The organism is Mesorhizobium kamtschaticum (assembly GCF_056174585.1).
The window spans coordinates 6,499,166-6,518,884 of sequence record NZ_CM149691.1 but is presented as its reverse complement, the minus strand read 5'-3'; the positions used below and the strand labels follow the sequence as shown (position 1 = coordinate 6,518,884).

General features: G+C 63.8%; 16 protein-coding genes and 1 pseudogene. 16 read left to right on the top strand and 1 reads right to left on the bottom strand.

What is annotated here, in order from left to right; genetic code table 11:
* Window positions 1-9: 9 nt before the first annotated feature.
* From AC0V7N_RS32340 to AC0V7N_RS32270, 15 genes and pseudogenes are all read left to right on the top strand, one after another.
* A complete protein-coding gene (locus AC0V7N_RS32340; RefSeq protein WP_475452291.1) occupies window positions 10-1,521 on the top strand; it encodes an aldehyde dehydrogenase in 1,512 nt (503 codons plus the stop codon).
* Between the two features lie 28 nt (window positions 1,522-1,549).
* Window positions 1,550-2,626 carry an LLM class flavin-dependent oxidoreductase gene (locus AC0V7N_RS32335; RefSeq protein ID WP_475452290.1) on the top strand — a complete coding sequence of 359 codons (1,077 nt, stop codon included), beginning with the start codon at window positions 1,550-1,552 and terminating at the stop codon, window positions 2,624-2,626.
* Window positions 2,627-2,628: 2 nt separating this feature from the next.
* On the top strand, window positions 2,629-3,456 hold the full coding sequence (locus AC0V7N_RS32330) for an alpha/beta fold hydrolase (protein WP_475460597.1): 828 nt from the start codon (window positions 2,629-2,631) through the stop codon (window positions 3,454-3,456).
* Window positions 3,457-3,721: 265 nt separating this feature from the next.
* Window positions 3,722-4,555 (top strand): transporter substrate-binding domain-containing protein, encoded by an 834-nt coding sequence (locus AC0V7N_RS32325; protein ID WP_475452289.1) that lies wholly within the window; start codon window positions 3,722-3,724, stop codon window positions 4,553-4,555.
* A gap of 55 nt (window positions 4,556-4,610) precedes the next feature.
* Window positions 4,611-5,585: an amino acid ABC transporter permease gene (locus AC0V7N_RS32320; RefSeq protein WP_475452288.1), complete on the top strand. Its 975-nt coding sequence runs from the start codon at window positions 4,611-4,613 to the stop codon at window positions 5,583-5,585.
* Window positions 5,582-6,325 carry an amino acid ABC transporter ATP-binding protein gene (locus AC0V7N_RS32315; RefSeq protein ID WP_477220864.1) on the top strand — a complete coding sequence of 248 codons (744 nt, stop codon included), beginning with the start codon at window positions 5,582-5,584 and terminating at the stop codon, window positions 6,323-6,325. The genes AC0V7N_RS32320 and AC0V7N_RS32315 overlap by 4 nt, the downstream gene beginning before the upstream one ends.
* Window positions 6,326-6,656: 331 nt before the next feature.
* Window positions 6,657-7,646: an ABC transporter substrate-binding protein gene (locus AC0V7N_RS32310; protein WP_475452287.1), complete on the top strand. Its 990-nt coding sequence runs from the start codon at window positions 6,657-6,659 to the stop codon at window positions 7,644-7,646.
* A 141-nt stretch (window positions 7,647-7,787) separates the two neighbouring features.
* Window positions 7,788-8,600: an ABC transporter permease gene (locus AC0V7N_RS32305; protein WP_475452286.1), complete on the top strand. Its 813-nt coding sequence runs from the start codon at window positions 7,788-7,790 to the stop codon at window positions 8,598-8,600.
* Window positions 8,601-8,613: 13 nt separating this feature from the next.
* Window positions 8,614-9,417: an ABC transporter ATP-binding protein gene (locus tag AC0V7N_RS32300; protein ID WP_475452285.1), complete on the top strand. Its 804-nt coding sequence runs from the start codon at window positions 8,614-8,616 to the stop codon at window positions 9,415-9,417.
* A 62-nt stretch (window positions 9,418-9,479) separates the two neighbouring features.
* Entirely contained in the window at window positions 9,480-11,084 is a 1,605-nt protein-coding gene (locus AC0V7N_RS32295) for a GMC family oxidoreductase (protein ID WP_475460595.1), read from the top strand.
* 146 nt (window positions 11,085-11,230) lie between these two features.
* Window positions 11,231-12,505 carry a flavin-containing monooxygenase gene (locus tag AC0V7N_RS32290; protein WP_475452284.1) on the top strand — a complete coding sequence of 425 codons (1,275 nt, stop codon included), beginning with the start codon at window positions 11,231-11,233 and terminating at the stop codon, window positions 12,503-12,505.
* 44 nt (window positions 12,506-12,549) lie between these two features.
* Complete coding sequence (locus AC0V7N_RS32285; protein WP_112394870.1) at window positions 12,550-12,966, top strand: RidA family protein; 417 nt, start codon at window positions 12,550-12,552, stop codon at window positions 12,964-12,966.
* Between the two features lie 5 nt (window positions 12,967-12,971).
* Window positions 12,972-13,646 carry a DUF1028 domain-containing protein gene (locus AC0V7N_RS32280; protein ID WP_475452283.1) on the top strand — a complete coding sequence of 225 codons (675 nt, stop codon included), beginning with the start codon at window positions 12,972-12,974 and terminating at the stop codon, window positions 13,644-13,646.
* Window positions 13,647-13,686: 40 nt separating this feature from the next.
* A pseudogene (locus AC0V7N_RS32275) lies at window positions 13,687-15,175 on the top strand (aldehyde dehydrogenase).
* Between the two features lie 50 nt (window positions 15,176-15,225).
* Window positions 15,226-16,161, top strand: coding sequence for a LysR family transcriptional regulator (locus AC0V7N_RS32270; protein ID WP_027045706.1), 936 nt, complete (start codon window positions 15,226-15,228; stop codon window positions 16,159-16,161).
* 12 nt (window positions 16,162-16,173) lie between these two features.
* Here AC0V7N_RS32270 and argE read toward each other — a convergent pair whose 3' ends face one another.
* Window positions 16,174-17,340 (bottom strand): acetylornithine deacetylase, encoded by a 1,167-nt coding sequence (argE, locus tag AC0V7N_RS32265; protein WP_475452281.1) that lies wholly within the window; start codon window positions 17,338-17,340, stop codon window positions 16,174-16,176.
* 273 nt (window positions 17,341-17,613) lie between these two features.
* On the opposite strand from argE, the gene AC0V7N_RS32260 reads away from it, so the two are divergent.
* The gene (locus AC0V7N_RS32260; RefSeq protein WP_475452280.1) at window positions 17,614-19,704 is read left to right on the top strand and encodes an oxidoreductase; all 2,091 of its coding nucleotides are present in this window, start codon (window positions 17,614-17,616) and stop codon (window positions 19,702-19,704) included.
* Window positions 19,705-19,719 lie beyond the last annotated feature (15 nt).

The window sequence follows — 19,719 nt, the reverse complement described above, 5'->3', positions numbered from 1 at the left end:
ACAGACAGCATGAAAACGACGGTCGGATCGCTCGAAGGCTCACGCCAGAACCTGTTCATCAACGGTGCGTTCGTGGCGCCGAAAGGTGGGCATTACATCGACAGTTTCGACCCGACCACCGGCAAGCCCTGGTACCAGTTCGCCGAGGCCGGCGCCGAGGATGTCGGCGCGGCTGTCGAGGCCGCGCGTACCGCCTTCGCCGCTCCAGCCTGGCGGCGCATGACCCAGACCGACCGCGGCAAGCTCGTGCGCCGGCTGGCGGAGCTGGTGCTGGAGCACGCCGACGAGCTGGCGCTGATCGAGACACGCGACAACGGCAAGCTGCTCAAGGAGATGCGGGCGCAGATGCGCGCCGTGCCCGACAGCTACACCTATTTCGCAGGGATGGCCGACAAGCTGCTCGGCGACACCATCCCCGTCAACAAGCTCGACATGCTCAACTTCAACCTGCGCGAGCCGATCGGCGTCGTCGGCATGATCACGCCATGGAATTCGCCGCTGATGCTGCTCACCGGCACGCTGGCGCCATGCCTGGCGCTCGGCAACACGGTGGTCGTCAAGCCGTCCGAGCATGCCAGTGCGTCCACGCTCGCTCTGGCCGAACTGATCATGGAGGCCGGCTTCCCGGCCGGCGTCGTCAATGTCGTCACCGGCACCGGCGCTGCGGCGGGGGACGCGCTGACGCGGCATCCAGGCATTGCAAAACTCGTCTTCACCGGTTCGACGGCGACGGGCCGCCGGATTGCCGCCAATGCGGCGGAGAATCTCATTCCCTGCTCGATGGAACTCGGCGGCAAGTCGCCGCATGTCGTCTTCGGCGATGTCGACATCGATCATGCCGTCAACGGCGTCGTGTCCGGTGTGTTCGCGGCGGCAGGGCAGACCTGCGTCGCCGGTTCGCGCTGTTTCGTCGAGGCCAGCGTCTATGACCGTTTCGTCGAGGCGCTGGTCGAGCGCACAAGGCGCGTGCGGGTCGGGCTGCCGATGCTGGAGGAAACCGACATCGGACCGCTGGCGCTGTCGGCGCAGCTTGCCAAGGTGGAAACCTATGTCGCCTCGGGCGTGCGCCAGGGCGCGCGGATTGCGGCCGGCGGCAAGCGGCCGCAGGCGGCCGAGCTTGCCGGCGGCTGGTATTTCGAGCCGACGGTGATGACCGATGCCGACAACGGCATGGAGTTCATGCAGGAGGAACTGTTCGGTCCGGTTGTCGGTGTCATGCCGTTCTCGTCGGAAGACGAGATGATCCGTCTCGCCAACGACACCCGCTATGGGCTCGCCTCCGGCATCTGGACGCGGGACATCAACCGCGCGCTGCGTTTCGCCAGGAATGTCGAGGCCGGCACGGTCTGGATCAACACCTACCGCGCGTCCTCCTTCATGTCCGCCAATGGCGGCTTCAAGGAGAGCGGCTACGGGCGGCGCGGCGGCTTCGACGCCATGGAGGAGTTCTCGCGCCTGAAGAACATCGTCATCGACTACTCCGGCGCCATGCAGGACCCCTTCATTATCCGCCTTCGCTGACCAAACCCGACGCACTGGGGAGACCGACATGAAATTCGCTGTTTCGCTGACCATGGAGCGCTTTTCGCCCGACATGCCGATGTCGAAGGTGAAGAGCAATCTGCTCGACCTGGCGCGCCTGGCCGACGAGGGCGGCTTCGAGACGCTGTGGACGGCGGAGCATCACACGATCGAATGCACGATCTCGCCCAACCCGCTGATGACGCTGACCTGGCTTGCCCAGCATACCGAGCAGATCCGGCTCGGCACCTCGACGCTGGTCGCGCCCTACTGGAGCCCGATCCGGCTGGCAGGGGAGGCGGCACTTTGCGACCACCTGACCGGCGGTCGGCTGGAGTTCGGCATCGCGCGCGGCTCCTATCAGTACGAGTTCGACCGCATGGCCGGCGGCATGCCGCAGCAGGAAGGCGTTGCCTATCTGAAGGAGCTGGTGCCGGCGGTGAAGAAGCTGTGGGCGCAGGATTATGCCCATGACGGCGACTACTGGAAGTTCCCGCTCGCCGCCGGCGTGCCGAAGCCGCTGCAGAAGCCGCATCCGCCGATCTGGGTGGCCGCGCGAGACCCGGGTACTTTCGACTGGGCGGTCGGCATCGGCGCCTCGATCCTGTCGACGCCCTTGTCTGCGCCGGCGGCCGAGATCGCCGTGCTCGGCGAGAAATTCCGCAAGGCCGTTGCCGATCATCCCGAGGTGCCGCGCCCGCGCCTGATGATGCAGCGGCGCACCTGCGTCTACGAACGGGCGCAGGACTGGGAGATCGCGGTCGGGCATGCCATCGACTACGGCCGCGCCTTCGAGAACCTGTTCCAGAACATCGGCACCGTGCAAAACGGCTTTCCCGAAGCTGTCCCCTACGAGAGCGTCAAGGGCAAGGACAACTACAATCCCGAGAACATCCGCCGCAACCTGATGTTCGGCACGCCCGACGAGGTGATCGAGAAGCTGCTCGACTATGAAGCGGCGGGCGTCGACCAGTACTGCCTCGGCCTGACCTTCAACCTGCCGTTCGAGCTGCAGAAGAAGACGATCAAGCTGTGGGTCGACGAGGTGATGCCCGTCTTCGCCGCGCGCGAGCGCGACAAGGTGCGCCAGGCGGCGAGGGCGTGACCATGGCGCGCTCCGGCCAGCTCGATGTCGAGGGCGTGCTGCTCAACTGGCGCCTTGAGGGCGAGGGCGGCGTGCCGCTGGTCTGCATCCATGGGGTCGGTTCCTATCTCGAAGCCTGGAATGGCGTGGCCGGCCAACTGAAAGATCGCTTCGCTGTTCTCACCTTCGATCTGCGCGGCCATGGCCGTTCCAGCCGGGTCAAGGGCCGCTACGAGATCGACGATTTCGTCGGTGAGACGCTGGCGTTGGCCGGCCATGTCGGGTTTGCCACCTTCCACCTGGCTGGGTTTTCGCTGGGTGGCCTGATCGCACAGCGCCTGGCGCTGACGCATGCCGAGCGCCTGCAAAAACTGGTGCTGCTGTCGACGGTTGCCGGCCGCACGCCTGAGGAACGGCACGCGGTGCGTGGCCGGCTGGCGGCGCTGATGGCGAGCGATGCCTCGGCGCATCATGCCGCCTCGCTGTCGCGCTGGCTGACGGAGGATTTTCAGGACAGCAACCCGGAGGTCATCGCCGAGTTGCGCCGGCGTGACGCCGAGAACGACCGCGAATGCTACGCGGCGGCCTATCGCGTTCTCGCCGAAACCGATTTCGGCGGCATTCTCGACCGCGTCACCTGCCCGACGCTGATCGTGACCGGCGAGGACGACCAGGGCTCCAGCCCGCGCATGGCACGGCTGATGCACGAACAGGTGCAAGGGTCGCAACTCGCCATCCTGCCCGGACTTCGCCATTCGATCCTGATCGAGGCGCCGGCTCGGGTTGCCGCCGTTATGGGCGATTTCCTGCTGGACGCTGACCGCGGAAAAGGGGCCACCGCCGATGAATAGCAGCCTTCGCGATGCGAAAGAGAACATCGGACACCAGGCGCTGCACGACATCTCGCAGGCAACAGGCCGGGACCTTCCCTGTGATCGGGGGAATGGCGACGGCAAACATCCTCCGCGACATCGGAAGACCGGACCGGCCGCGACGTCGCTAAATCCACGAGCCTTCGGGAGAGGACGCCGACCTGGTCGGCACGAAATTGCGACGTCACGACCGGCTGAACCATCGTGACCGCAAGGGACTGAACAACAACAGGGGAATACGCACATGACAATCTGGAACAGACGACACGTGACGATGGCCGCGGTGGCGCTTGCGCTTGGCGCATATCCTGCTCACGCAGGCGCGGTGCTCGACCGCGTGATGGCGGCCGGCACGCTCAAGGTGGCGACCGATGCCAACTGGGCGCCGCAGTCCTTCGTAAATGCCAGCAACGAGCTGGATGGCTTCGATGTCGACGTCGCCAAGGCGATCGGCAAGCACCTCGGCGTCAAGGTCGAGTTCATCACGCCCGGCTGGGACATCATCACCGCCGGCCATTGGGCAGGGCGCTGGGACATGCATGCCGGCTCGATGACGCCGACCAAGAAGCGCGCCGAGATCTTCGATTTTCCGGCGGTCTACTATTACACACCGGCGGCCGTTGCCGTGCACAAGGACAGCAAGGCCAAGACGCTGGCCGATCTAGACGGCAAGGTGGTCGGCGCCACCAGCACCTCCACCTTCGAGGCCTATGCGAAGAAGGATCTGACGCTCGACGCCGCCGGTGCGCCGCCATTCGAGTACAAGCTCAACCCGAAGGAGGTCCATTCCTACGAGAATTCGACGACCGCCTTTGACGACCTTCGCCTCGGCGACGGCGTGCGCCTCGACGCTGTGGTCTCTTCGCTGCCGTCGATCCTCGATGCGCAGAAGGCCGGCTACCCGATCAAGCAGGTGGGCGATCCGGTATTCTACGAGCCGCTGGCGATCGCCATCGAACGCGGCGATCCCGAACTCTCCGCCAAGATCGCCGACGCCGTGAAAGCGATGAAGGAGGACGGCACGCTGAGCAAGCTCTCCGAAAAATGGTACGGGCAGGATTATTCGAAGACAAACTAGCCCCTCAAAAAGGCGGCCTGCCCCCGGCAGGTCGCCGAACAGCCGGTGCTCAAAGATGCTTTATCCGGATACCGTCGAAGCCGAAATCCTCGTCCACAAACCCTGGTTCGTGGCGACGATGTTCGGTGTCGTTCTGCTGCTCTTCATGGCTTTCAACATGTCGGGCACCAGCTTCGCCGAACTGATGCGCCCGGTGATCGGCGAACCGTCGGTGAGTGGCCTCTACGGCCGCTTTGCCATTGCCTTCGCCATAGCGGTGATCTTCACCCTGAATGTCGTGCTGATCGGTTTCGCGCCGCTCAAGTTCCAGATCGGCATCGTCTGGCTCGAACTGTTGCTCCTGTTCATCGCCTTCTTCGAGACGTTCCATCTCAGCCTGCCCTTTATCTGGGAGAAGCTGCCGTTCCTGATCAGCCAGGGCGTCGTCACCACGCTCTACGTCTCGGCGATCTCGATCGTCATCGCTTCGGTCATCGCCGTCGCAGGCGCGGTCGCCAAGCTTTCCAGCAATGGCTTCGCCTACGCCATCGCCAGTTTCTACACCTCCTTCTTCCGCGGCCTTCCGCTGCTCATGCAGGTCTACCTGATCTATCTCGGCCTGCCGCAACTCGGCTTCGTCATCAACGCGGTGCCTGCCGGCATCCTGGCGCTTTCGCTCTGCTATGGCGCGTATATGACGGAGATCTTCCGCTCCGGCATACAAAGCATCGATCGCGGTCAGTGGGAGGCGTCGCGCTCCATGGGCTTCGGCTTCACATTGACCATGCGCCGCATCATCCTGCCGCAGGCGCTGCCGGTCATCATTCCGCCGACCGGCAACCAGTTCATCTCGATGCTGAAGGATTCCTCGCTGGTCTCGGTCATCGGCGTATGGGAGCTGATGTTCCTGGCGCGCACCCTCGGCCAGAAGACCTTCCAGCATATGGAGATGCTGATTTCGGCCGCCATGATCTACTGGATGCTGTCGATCTGCCTCGAACTGATCCAGGCGCGCATCGAGCGGCATTACCACAGGAGCAAGGTCAGATGAGCGCTCATGCCATCATCGAAGCGCGCAACGTATCGAAGTGGTACGGCGCCTTTCATGTCCTGAAGGACATCAACCTGACCGTCCACAAGGGCGAGCGGATCGTCATCTGCGGCCCCTCGGGTTCCGGCAAATCGACGCTCATCCGCTGCTTCAATCGCCTGGAGGCGCATCAGGAGGGCGATATCACCGTCAACGGCGTTGCCCTGCACGGCAAGATGGGCAATGTCGCCGACGTGCGCTCCAACGTCGGCATGGTGTTCCAGCATTTCAACCTGTTTCCGCACATGACGGTGCTGATGAACTGCATGGCCGGCCCGATGTGGGTGAAGGGCGTGCCGGAAAAGGAGGCGCGCAAGACCGCGCTGAAGTTCCTCGAGCGGGTTCGCATTCCCGAGCAGGCGAACAAGTTCCCCATCCAGCTGTCCGGCGGCCAGCAACAGCGTGTGGCGATTGCCCGCAGCCTGTGCATGGAGCCGGCTGTCATGCTGTTCGACGAACCGACCTCCGCCCTCGATCCGGAAATGGTGTCCGAGGTGCTGGACACCATGACGGAGCTTGCCCGCGACGGCATGACCATGGTGTGCGTGACGCATGAAATGGGCTTTGCCCGAGCGGTGGCCGACCGCGTCATCTTCATGGACGCCGGGCAGATCGTCGAGGCGGGTACGCCAGACGAATTCTTCGGCCAGCCACGCCACGATCGAACCAGATTGTTCCTCAGCCAGATTTTGAAGCACTGACCGGAGCGTTCCACCGTTTCACGGAAATGCTCTGTCGGCATGGCCTCCAGGGCCGTTGCAAACCCCTGCTTTCTTCGCACAGCCGCCCCGACATTGAGACGGTCATGCATGCGCCTAAGGCCCGAGTGCGGCCAGCGCCGGCCTGGTTAGGCCCAGCCTAAGCAGAATTATCGAAAATCATTATTTGTGCATCGCACACAGCGTGCTTTGCTCCTTCCGCCGGCTGAAAGAGAACAAAAAGAACGTCAGGCGGCAGACTTCGGCGATCCGTCCGAAGCGGGTTGTTATGGCGCCGACAGCGCCTGACCTCAGAAAAAGACAGGGGAACGTGATGACGACAATAATCTCGAAGTTTCGCCGCGCCGCACTGGCGGCCGGCATTGCTCTGAGCGCCCTTTCGGTGAGCCTCCACGCCGAAGCCGGCAGCTTGAAGCTGGGCATGACGACCTGGGTCGGATACGGCCCGCTCTTCCTTGCGCGTGACATGGGCTACTTCAAGGAAGGCGGCCTCGATGTCTCGCTCGAAATCATCGAGGAAGCATCGATGTACATGGCGGCCGTCGCCGCCGGCGAGCTCGACGGCAGCGCCTCGACCATAGACGAAATCATGAAGTACCGTTCGAAGGACGTCTGCTTCAAATCGGTCTATGCCCTGGACGACAGCCATGGCGGCGACGGCGTCCTGGCACCCACCGAGGTCAAGAGCGTCGCCGATCTCAAGGGCATGGAAGTCGGGTTGAACGAAGGCTCGGTGTCCCAGTTCTGGTTCAACATCCTGCTCAAGCAGGCCGGTCTCACCCAGGCCGACGTGAAGGTCACCAACATGACGGCCGATGATGCCGCTGCTGCCTTCATGGCCGATCGCATTCCTGTTGCCGTCACCTGGGAACCGCATCTGACGCTGGCCAAGAAGGCAAACAAGGGACAGGTCTTGATCGACTCCTCGAAGACGCCGGGCTTGATCGTCGACGTCGTGGCGCTGAACTGCGACTACATTGCGAAGAACCCGAAAGATGTCGAAGCCTTGGTGAAGGGGCTCTACAAGGCCAACGAGCTGATCAAGGCAGATCCTGCGAAGGCTTATGAGGTGATGGCCAAGGGTGTCGGCGGCTGGCTGAAGGATCCGAAGGACTTCGCCTCCTCAGCCGCGGGCGTGAACTTCTACGGCAAGCAGCGCAATGCCGAATTTTTTGCCGGTGGCGAGAGCGGTGAAGCCGGCAAGCTGATCAAGCTCGGCGGCGATGTCTGGGGCGGCTTCGGCAAGCTCAAGATGGACATCAAATTCGACGACCTCGTCGATCCGTCCTTTCTTGCGAAGTGACCTCGCCTCTGGCCTTTTAAAGTGAGCTCGCTGGACCGCAGGCCGAGCCTTCGCGCCTGCGGTCTATCCAGCCCAAAGGGTTTCCCTGTGACATTGGCACCGAATGCAACGTCTCCCATCAGCCATATCGTGACCACGAGCGTGGATAAAAATCAGCCCGGTCGATCCGCCTGGAAAGCTGTCACCACGCCCTTTCGGGCCGTGTCGCGCCCTCTCTCCATCACGCTCAGCGTCCTGGTCTGGGGCGCGGTCATTGGTGGCTGGTTCGCTCTGACCTATTCCGGAGCGGTCAAGGAAATGTTCCTGCCGCGCCCCGAATCCGTCTTGTCCACCACCATCAGCATGGCGCTTGACGGGTCGTTGTGGGAGCATGTGCTCGCCAGCGTCCAGGTGGTGCTGATCGGCTTCGTCATTTCGAGCATCGTGGCGGTGCCGCTCGGATTGACGATGGGCACCTACCGCATCGTCCAGGCCGCACTCGACCCGCTCGTCAATTTCATCCGCTATCTGCCGGTGACGTCCTTCGTGCCGCTGTTCATCCTGTGGATCGGCATCGGCATCGAGCAGCGCGTGGCCGTCATCATCTTCGGCATCTTCTTCCAGCAGCTGGTGATGATCGCCGACAGCGCCCGCGGCGTTCAGCGCGACCTCGTCAACGCAGCCTATACGCTCGGCACGAAACGCCGCGATACGGTCTTCCACATCGTCTTTCCGGCCACGCTTCCGAACGTGCTCGACGTGCTGCGCGTCACCATGGGCTGGGCCTGGACCTATCTCGTCGTTGCCGAACTCGTCGCCGCCCGAAGCGGACTTGGCTACATCTCGCTCAAGGCGATGCGCGGCTTCCAGGTCGACGTCATCTTCATGGCCATCGCCATGATCGGCATCCTTGGTCTTTGCACCGACCAATTGTTCCGGGGCATCCGCCGCCTCGTCGCTCCCTGGGCCAACTGAGGAATTCGTAGACATGGATGCCCTGACACTCGCGACGAAACCGAAGAGCGCCGACATCGGCATCGACAATGTGGTCCTGCGCTACGGCAAGGGCGATAACGCCGTGCTGGCGCTGGACGGCATCTCCTTCCATGTCGTGCCCAACGAGTTCTGCGTGATCGTCGGCCCATCCGGCTGCGGCAAGTCGAGCCTGCTCTATCTCATCGCCGGCCTCGAGGAGCGCACCGGCGGCATGATCTCGGTCGGCGGCAAGCCGGTTACCGAGCCGGGTCCGGATCGCGGCATGGTGTTTCAGGCCTACACGTTGTTCCCCTGGCTGACGGTGGCGCAGAACGTCGAATACGGTCCGAAGCGCAAAGGCATGTCGGCGGCCGAGCGCAGGGCCATCGTCGAGCATTTCCTGCACGAGGTCGGCCTGGCGAAATTCGCCAACCATTATCCCTCGCAGCTGTCGGGCGGCATGAAGCAGCGCGTGGCGATTGCGCGTGCGCTCGCCAACGATCCGCAGGTGCTGCTGATGGATGAACCCTTCGGCGCGCTCGACAGCCAGACCCGCCACTCCATGCAGAAGCTTCTCTTGAGGATCTGGGACCATTCCAAGAAAACGGTCCTCTTCGTCACCCACGACATTGACGAGGCGATCCTGCTGGCGGACCGGGTGCTCGTCATGTCCGGCCGGCCCGGCCAGATCAAGAAGGAAATCCGTGTCGGCCTTCCGCGTCCGCGCAGCATGAATCTGGTCATGGAGCCGAACTTCATCGCCATGAAGCGGGAAATCCTCGAGCTCTTGAAGAACGACGAAGACGAAGAGCACTAATGCATGTCGCCCAAAAGTGACCTCGGTTTTGGGAAGACGACATGCATGAAACGAAGACCGGCATGAGCATTGAGGCCGCGGAATTCGACTATATCGTCATCGGTGCGGGCTCGGCCGGTTGTGTTCTGGCCAACAGGCTGAGCGCGAGCCCCGCCAACCGCGTCTGTCTCATCGAGGCCGGCGGCAGCGACGACCGCACAAGGGTGCGCGTGCCGGCCGGCATCCTCTCGCTCTACGGCAATCCGGCTTTCGATTACGGCTACAAGGGCGTGCCGCAGCCGCTGCTCAACAACCGCCGCATACCGGTCAACCGCGGCAAGCTTCTTGGCGGCTCGAGTTCGATCAATTCCATGGTCTATATTCGCGGCGCCGCCCAGGACTACGATGAGTGGGCAGCGCTTGGCTGCGCCGGGTGGTCCTATGCCGACGTGCTGCCGGTGTTCAAGAGACTGGAGCGGAACCTCCTGTCGCAAAACCCGGCCTATCACGGCTTCGACGGCGAACTGCTGGTCGACAATCCGCGCGATCCCAACGTCGTATCCAGCTTGTGGGTAGAGGCGGGTCGGGGCGTGGGCTTGCCCGAAAACCGCGACTTCAACGGCGATGGCCAACTCGGCCTCGGCATCTACAATGTCACCCAGAACAAGGGGGAACGCTTCTCGGCCTACACCGCTTTCGTCCGACCGGTTCACGGCCGCCCGAATCTCCAGGTGCTGTCAGGTGTCGAGGTGCTTGATCTGGTGGTCGAAAGCGGGCGCGTCACCGGCGTCAATGTGATCAAGGACGGATCAGCCCAAAGGCTGATATGCCGTGCCGAAATCGTGCTCAGCGCCGGCGCGATCGGATCGCCGCGCATCCTGCTTGCTACCGGCATCGGCCCGGCCGAGGAACTGAAGGCGGCGGGGGTGAAACCGGTCATGAACGTGCCGGGCGTCGGCAAGAATTTGCGCGACCATGTCGACGGCATGATCACGATGCGATCGAACAGCGCCAGGACGCTCGGCCTGTCGCTCGCCAATCTGCCGGCGATGCTGGCCGCACCCTTTCAGTATTTCGTCCGGCGCAAGGGCATGCTGACGACCAATTACGTCGAGGCCGGCGGCTTCGCCAAGACGAAATATGCCGGCGATATTCCCGATGTCCAATTCCACTTTGTTCCGGGCTACCGCAGCCATCGCGGCCGGCTTGTCGAATACGGCCACGGCTATGCCGTGCACACCTGCGTGCTCAGACCCGGAAGCGTCGGCGAAATCACGCTCGAGCGTGACGGCACCCGCCGCAACGTGCTGATCGATCACCGCTTCTTCAGTGACGGGCAGGATGCCCTGGCCCTCGTCGAAGGCATCAAGCTGGCGCGCTCGATCCTGGCTTCGCCGGTCTTTGCCGATATTCGTGGACCGGAAATCCTGCCGGGACCGGATGTCGTCACCGACGACGAGATCCTTGCCTATCTGCGTGCCGAGGCGCTGACCGTCTATCACCCGGTCGGCACGGCCAAGATGGGCAATGACGCCATGGCAGTTGTCGACCCCGCCGGCCTCAAGGTGCGCGGCTTCGACAATCTGCGCGTGGCGGACGCCTCGATCATGCCGACGCTGATTGGCGGCAACACCAATGCGCCGTCCATGATGATCGGCGAAAAAGCAGCCAGGGCGATGCTGTCGTAGTCTCACGTTGGCCAGTCTCCTGGCATTTAGGGACAAGCTAACCACTGCCACGTGAAATCGTAATTTTCGGTAATCAGTCCCTCCAGTACACCAGCGGTCTGACCTCCTCGCATCCGCAGAAACTCTTGGGGGGAAAGGACGCAGAAATGTCGGTGGAAAAAATAGACACGCTTGTCGTCGGCGGTGGCCAGGCGGGGGTGGCTATGTCTGAGCATCTGAGCAAGTGCGCGGTGCCGCATCTGGTTCTCGAGCGTGGCCGGATCGCCGAGCGCTGGCGTTCGCAGCGATGGGACTCGCTCGTTGCCAATGGTCCGGCCTGGCATGACCGATTCCCGGGTATGGAATTTCCCGTGACGGGGCCCGACGGCTTTCCCTCCAAGGAGGAGGTTGCGGACTATTTCGCCGCCTATGCAAGGCAGATCAATGCGCCGATCCGCTGCGGCGTCGAGGTCAGGCTCGCACAAAGAAATGTCGGTCGGCCCGGGTTCCGCGTCGAGACGTCGGATGGGGTGATCGAAGCCAACAGCATCGTTGCGGCGACCGGCCCTTTCCAGGTCCCCGTCATCCCCGCCCTTGTCCCTGCAAATGCAAATATCCTGCAGATTCATTCCAGCGCGTACCGCAACCCCGGACAGTTGCCAAAGGGCGCGGTGCTGGTGGTCGGGGCGGGATCGTCAGGTGTGCAGATCGCCGACGAGCTTCAGCGCTCGGGGCGACGCGTCTACCTCTCGGTCGGCGCGCACGACCGCCCGCCGCGTGCCTATCGCGGGCGCGATTTCTGCTGGTGGCTTGGCGTTCTCGGCAAATGGGACCTCGAGACCCCGGGGCCTGGCACGGAACATGTCACGATTGCGGTGAGCGGCGCGCGTGGCGGCGAAACGATTGATTTCCGTCGGCTGGCCGCGCAGGGTCTTACCCTGGTCGGCATGACCAAGACATATCAGGACGGCGTGCTGACTTTCGCGCCTGATCTGGCGAAGAACATTGCCCGCGGCGACGCCAATCTGATGTCGCTGCTGGACGAGGCTGACGCCTATGTCGCGCGCAACGGCCTCGATCTTCCGGAGGAGCCCACGGCTCGCCGGATCGACCCGGATCCGGAATGCCTGGCCAATCCGCTTCGAGAGCTCGATCTGGCCGAAGCCGGGATAGCGGCGATCATCTGGGCGACAGGCTTTGCCGTCGACTACAGCTGGTTGAAGGTCGATGCCTTTGACGAGAAGGGCCGGCCAAGGCATCAGCGCGGCGTCTCGGTCGAGCCTGGACTCTATTTTCTCGGCCTGCCTTGGCAGTCGCGAAGAGGATCGAGTTTCATCTGGGGTGTCTGGCATGATGCCAAGCATGTCGCGGACCGAATTTCGACGCAGCGCAAATATCTGGCCTATCACGCTGCAGCACGGCGCGAGACAGTGGACGCCTGACCGACGCTGACAACAGCTGCGAGACCGACCTTATGGAGACCAGGATGGCGCATACGAGAATCCGCAAGTTCAACACCAAGGACACCTATCCCGAGCAGAAGCTCGACAATGATCTGTGCCAGGCGGTCGTCACGCGGGGCGGCCGGACGGTCTATCTGCGTGGCCAGTGTCCGCAGGATCTCGACACCGCCAAGAATATCGACAGCCACGATCCGGCCGAGCAGACGCACAAGGTGATGCAGAACATCAGGCAGCTCATCGAGGAGTGCGGCGGCACCATGGAGCATCTGGTCAAGGTGGTCGTCTACATCACCGACGTGCGCCATCGCGAGGCGGTCTACCGCACCATGGGCGAGTACATCAAAGGCGTGCACCCGGTTTCGACCGGCCTCGTCGTGCAGGCCCTTGCACGGCCGGACTGGCTGGTCGAGATCGACGGCACCGCCGTAATCCCGGACTGATCATCATGACATTCTCCATTGTCGCGCGGTGCAGCCGCACCGGCATGTTCGGCGTCGCGGTGTCGTCCTCCTCTCCGGCGGTGGCGGCGCGCTGCGCCTATGCGCAGGCGGGCGTCGGCGCGGTCGCCAGCCAGAACGTCACCGATCCGACGCTCGGCACAAAGGGGCTCGAACTGCTGGCGCGCGGTGCCTCGGCCGCCGAGGCGGTCGCTATCCTGAAGCGCACCGGCGCCTACAGCGACTACCGGCAGGTGCTGGCTGTCGATGCCGCCGGGACCACGGCGATCCATTCCGGACCCAAAGCGCTCGGCATCTGGGCGGAAGCGCGCGCGGACAATGTCGCCTGCGGCGGCAACATGCTGGCCCATGATGGCGTGCCGCAAGCCATGGTCGAGGCGTTCCTGGCCTCGGAAGGGCATCTCGGCGACCGCCTGATCGCAACCATGCGCGCCGCGCTGAAGGCGGGAGGCGAGGCGGGTCCGGTGCATTCGGCGGGACTGAAGCTGGTGCGCGAAGTCGCCTGGCCCGTCGCGGACCTGCGCTGCGACTGGACCGACAGCTGCCCGATCGAGGAGCTGGCGACCTTGTGGGACCGCTACAAGCCGCAGCTCGATGCCTATGTCACCCGCGCGATCAATCCGTCCGACGCGCCGAGCTACGGCGTGCCGGGCGACGAGTAGCCAGTACGCAAGTAGCCGGCATACAGGGGGAGGCATCCGCATGAGCGAACTCAGTCACAAGGACTGGATCGGCAAGGCATCCGCGATCCGTTTTCGCGACAAGGCGTTCATCGACGGCAAGACTGTTGCCGCGCGTTCAGGCCGCACCTTCGCCAGCATCAATCCGGCCACCGGCGCAACGCTGGCCGAGGTGGCGTCCTGCGGCGAGGAGGATATCGATCTCGCCGTTGCCGCGGCGCGCCGCAGTTTCGAGGCCGGTGTCTGGTCACGCACGAGCCCGGCGCACCGCAAGGATGTGCTGCTGCGGCTGGCGCGGCTGCTGCGCGAAAACCTGCAGGAGCTTGCGCTGCTCGAGTCGCTCGACATGGGCAAGCTGGTCACGGATGCGGCGACTGTCGATGTCCCGGGTTCGGCGGCGATCTTCCAATGGTATGGCGAGGCCATCGACAAGATCTACGACGAGATCGCGCCGACCGGCGGCAGCGATCTGGTATTGGTGCGGCGCGAGCCGCTCGGCGTCATCGGCGCCGTGGTGCCGTGGAACTTCCCGCTCGACATGGCGACCTGGAAATGCGCGCCCGCGCTGGCGGCGGGCAATTCAGTGGTGCTGAAACCCGCCGAGCAGTCGCCTTTCTCGGCGCTCAGGCTGGCGGAACTCGCCATGGAGGCGGGCCTGCCCGCCGGTGTGCTCAATGTCGTGCCCGGCCTTGGCGAGACGGCCGGCCAGGCGCTCGGCCGCCACATGGATGTCGATTGCCTTGCCTTCACCGGATCGACCTCGGTCGGCAAGATGTTCCTGCAGTATTCGGGTCAGTCGAACATGAAGCAGGTCTGGCTCGAACAGGCGGCAAGAGCCCGAACCTCGTCTTCGCCGATTGCGGCGATCTCGATGCGGCGGCCGACATGGCGGCCTTCGGCATCTTCTTCAACCAGGGCGAGGTGTGTTCGGCCAATTCGCGCCTGCTCGTGCAACGCTCCATCAAGGATGCCTTCGTGGAGAAACTGGCTGAGCGCGCGGCCGCCACCCAGCCTGGCGATCCGCTCGACCCGGCCTCGAAAATGGGCGCCATGGTCGATGCCCGCCACGCCGCCAACGTCATGCGCTTCGTCGAGGCCGGCAAGAAGACCGCGCGCCTGGTCGCCGGCGGCGACCGGGTCACGGTCAATGGTCGCGGCAGCTTCATACAGCCCACCATCTTCGACAATGTTGCCCATGACGACCCGATTGCCAGGGACGAGATATTGGGCCGGTGCTGTCAGTCATTGCCTTCGACGACGAAGAGGAAGCTATCCGCATTGCCAATGACAGCCCGTACGGGCTGGCGGCATCGCTGTGGACCGACAGTCTTTCGCGCGCGCACCGCGTTGCCGGCTGGCTCCGCGCCGGCACGGTTTCCGTCAACACGGTCGATGCGCTGAGCCCGATGACACCGTTCGGCGGCATCAAGCAATCCGGCTTCGGCCGCGACCTGTCGCTGCATTCGCTGGACAAGTACACCGCATTGAAAACGACATGGATCAAATACTGAGGCAAAGCGATCGCTTGATCGCAGCGCCCAAACCGGCAACATAGAAGCCCATGCCGTTACGCTTCACGCTCAGACAACTGGAATATTTCGTCGCCGTCGGCGAAGCCGGCTCCATTACCAAGGCGGCCGAGCAGGTCAATGTCTCGCCGCCTTCGATCTCGGCGTCGATCGCGCAGCTCGAGGCCGAATTCGGCGTCCAGCTTTTTGTCCGCAAGCATTCGCATGGCCTGTCGCTCACGGCCGGCGGGCGCGTTTTCCTCAAGGAAGCCGCCAGGCTGCTGGCTGATGCCGACGCCCTGCACGATATCGCCGGCGACATCGCCGAGAAGGTGCGTGGGCCGCTGGCGGTCGGATGCCTGCTGACCTTCGCGCAAATTGTCATGCCGACCCTGCGCATGAAGTTCGAGCGCGCCTATCCCGAGGTGCGGTTCCGGCAATTCGAACGCAACCAGGGGCAGTTGCTCGAAATGTTGCAGCGCGGCGAAATCGACGCAGCACTGACCTACGATCTCGAACTGTCGCAGGACACGACGTTCGAACCGCTGATGCTGGTGCCGGCCTATGTCATGCTGCCGCAGGGGCACCGCTTCGCCGGCAAGGCTTCGATTACGACCGAAGAACTGGCCGACGAGCCGATGGTGCTGCTCGACCTGCCATACAGCCGCGAATATTTCCTCTCGGCCTTCCAGATGCGGGGCATCCGGCCGAACATTGCCGAGCGCACCGGCGACATCGCGGTGATGCGGTCGATGGTTGCGAACGGCTTCGGCTATGGCATCGCCAACATGCGGCCGCTGAACACGCTGGCGCCTGACGGCAAGCCGCTGGTCTTCGTGCCGCTGGCGGGAGATTTGCGGCCTCTGACCATGGGGGTTGCCTTGCCCAACGCCGAGCACCGCACGCAGACGGTGCAGGCATTCATCGATCATTGCCGCCGTTTCGTCGTCGAACAGGGTGTGTTCGGCAGCGGGCGGGTCGTGGAATAGCAGCGAACTTTATCAGGCAAGCTGAAGCCGGTGGTCGGCAAGCCGCCGCAACAAATTGTCCAGCATGTCGTCGCAACGACGCAGCTGTTCGACGCCGACGAATTCGTCCGGCCTGTGCCCTTGCGCCATCGACCCCGGTCCGCACACGATGGTCGGCGTGCCGAGGTCGCGGCTGAACAATCCGCCTTCGGTGCCGAAGGCAACCTTGATGGTATCGTTGGCGCCGGTCAGCGACTTGACGAAGGCCACAGCCTGCGAATTCGCCGGCGTGTCCAGCCCCGGATAGCTGTTGGTGATATCGATCTCGATGGCCGCCTCCGGCGCGATTGTTGAAGCTGCAGCGGCAATGCGCGCCGCCGCAGCGCGCAACCCATCGAGGATTTGGTCGGGATTGTCGGCCGCGACGTTGCGGATCTCGAAGTCGAGCTGGCAGAGGTTCGGCACGATGTTGAGCGCCACGCCGGCATTCATCTTGCCGACGTGGACGGTGGTGTAGGGAATGTCGTAGTCGCCGTCTCGCGCGCCAGCGCTGGCCAACCGGTCCTGTTCCTGGCGCAGTGCGGCGACGAAGTCGCAGCCGAGATGAATGGCATTGAGTGCCAGCGGGGCGAGCGCCGAATGGCCTTCGCGTCCCCTGCAGATGGCGCGCGCCGCAAGCTTACCCTTGTGGCCGGTCGCAACCTGCATGTTGGTCGGCTCGCCGACGATGCACAGCAATGGCCGGTGCGGCGCTGCCCGCAGCATGTCGATCAGGCTGTGCACGCCGATGCAGCCGACCTCCTCGTCGTAGGAAAGCGCCAGATGCAAGGGCGTTTGCAGGCTCATTTTCGCGGCCCTGATGCATGCCGCAAGCGCGCAGGCGACAAAACCCTTCATGTCGGCAGCACCACGGCCGTACAGCTTGCTGTCGCGCGCGGTCATCTCGAAAGGCGGCAGCGTCCAGTCCTGGCCGTCGATGGGGACGACGTCGGTATGGCCGGACAGCATGACGCCAGAAGCGTCGGCCGGCCCGATGGTGGCGAAAAGGTTGGCCTTGTGGCCGTCCGGGCTGCGGATCATCTGGCAGGCAACGCCCTGTGCGCCCAGCAGCTCCGTCACGTAACCGACGAGGTCGAGGTTCGAAACGCGGCTCACCGTCGGGAATGCGATCAGCTTTTCAAGGATCTGGATGCTGTCCATGCGTCGTGTGTCTCATTGGCCGTGCGCGCTATCTAGCATCGCGTGGCCACGGCCTTGAAGTCGCATTTGGCTCAGCCGGGATTCACCGGATGCTAATCCAGGCGGCGGGGGCTGATTAGGCGCGTCCTAATCGGCACAGAAGAAATCTGTAGTTTTCCGGCACGCGCCGCAACTTATGAGTAAGTTCACCGCATCTACCCACCGGGCGGACCGGCTTGCGCCGAAACCATCACCGCGCATGCCGCGATGCGACGCTGGCAGGAAGGAAGCACCATGCGTGATCCACGCTACGACATTCTGTTCGAGCCCATGAAGATCGGTCCGGTGACCGCCAAGAACCGCTTCTACCAGGTACCGCACTGCAATGGCGGCGGCTATCGCGATCCGTCGGCCGCGGCCGAGATGCGGCGCATCAAGTCGGAAGGCGGCTGGGGCGTCATCTTCACCGAGCAGACCGAGATGCACCACACTTCGGAGATCACGCCCTTCATCGAGCTCAGGCTGTGGGACGACGCCGATATCCCGGCGCTGGCGAAGATGGCCAAGGCCATGCACCAGCATGGCGCGCTGGCCGGCATCCAGCTGGCCTATTCCGGCATCAACGGCCCGAACCTCTACACCAAGGAAGTGCCGCGCGGACCGTCGGCCTTGCCGATCCGCACCTTCACCAACGATCCGGTCCAGGCACGCGCCATGGACAGAGAGGATATACGCGACCTCAGGCGCTGGCACCGCAATGCCTTCAAACGCGCCAAGCTGGCGGGCTTCGACCTGGTCTGCCTCTACGGCGCGCATGGCTTCGGCATCATCCAGCACTTCCTGTCCACCGCCACCAACCAGCGCACCGACGAATATGGCGGCTCGCTGGAAAACCGCTCGCGGCTGATGCGCGAACTGATTGAGGAAGGCCGCGATGCCATCGGCGACACCTGCGGCCTGACGCTGCGGTTGTCGCTGGACGAGATGATCGGCGAGCTTGGCTTCGCCAATTCCGAAGTGCGCGACATGATCGAGATGCATGCCGAGCTGCCCGACCTCTGGGATCTGGCGCATGGCGCCTGGGAAGATTGTTCAGGGCCGTCGCGGTTCAAGGAGGAGGGCGCGCAGGAAAGCCTGGTGTCCGGCATCAAGTCGCTGACGTCGAAGCCGGTTGTCGGTGTCGGCCGCTTCACCTCACCGGATGTCATGGTCAGGATGATCAAGTCCGGCACGCTTGATTTCATCGGCTGCGCGCGTCCATCGATCGCCGATCCCTTCCTGCCGAAGAAGGTGGAGGAGGGGCGGATCGAGGATATCCGCGAGTGTATCGGCTGCAACATCTGCATCACCGGCGACATGACCATGTCGATCTCGCGCTGCACGCAGAACCCGACCTTCATGGAGGAGTGGCGCAAGGGCTGGCATCCCGAACGCATGCAGGCCAAGGGCGACAGCGACAGCGTGCTGATCGTCGGTGCCGGCCCCGCCGGGCTGGAGGCCGCCCGTGCACTCGGCCTGCGCGGCTACCAGGTGGCCATTGCCGAGGTCGGCACCGAACTTGGTGGCCGCGTCGCGCGCGAATGCCGCCTGCCTGGGCTGTCGGCCTGGGGCCGCGTGCGCGACTATCGCCAGTACCAGCTCAGCCAGATGTCCAACGTCGATATCTATTTCGAAAGCCGATTGTCGGCGCAGGATATCCTGGCCTTCGGCTTTCAGAACATCGCGCTTGCTACCGGTTCGACATGGCGCCGCGACGGCGTGGCGCGCGCCCATGTCGTGCCGATGCCGGTCGACCCGGCCATGCCGGTCTACACGCCGGACGATTTGATGGGCGGCAATGTGCCTGCCGGCAACGTCGTGCTGTTCGACGACGACCACTACTATATGGGTGGCGTTCTGGCCGAGCTGATGGCGCGCAACGGCGCCAGGGTGACGCTGGTGACGCCATCAGCCTATGTCTCGGACTGGACCCGCAACACGCTGGAGCAGGGCGCCATCCACCGCCGTCTGGCCGAGCTTGGCGTCGAGATCGTGCTGAACCGGATCGTGACGCGTGTCGTGCCGGGAGGCGTTGCCACCGCTTGCGCCTACACCGGCGCCAAACGCGACATCGCCGCCGACGCCGTGGTGCTGGTGACGTCGCGCCAGCAGGACGACGAGGTCTGGCGCGACCTGAAAGCGCGGCGCGACGAATGGGCCGACAATGGCATTCGTTCGATCAAGGTCATAGGCGATGCCGAGGCGCCAGGACCCATCGCCTGGGCGACCTATGCCGGTCACCGCTTCGCGCGCGAACTGGACGAAGACGATATCGGTGACGCGCTGCCGTTCCGGCGGGAGGTGACGGCCCTGGCGGGACTTGCGCCTGGCAACCATGGTCCTTAGACAGGCGGCCTTGAA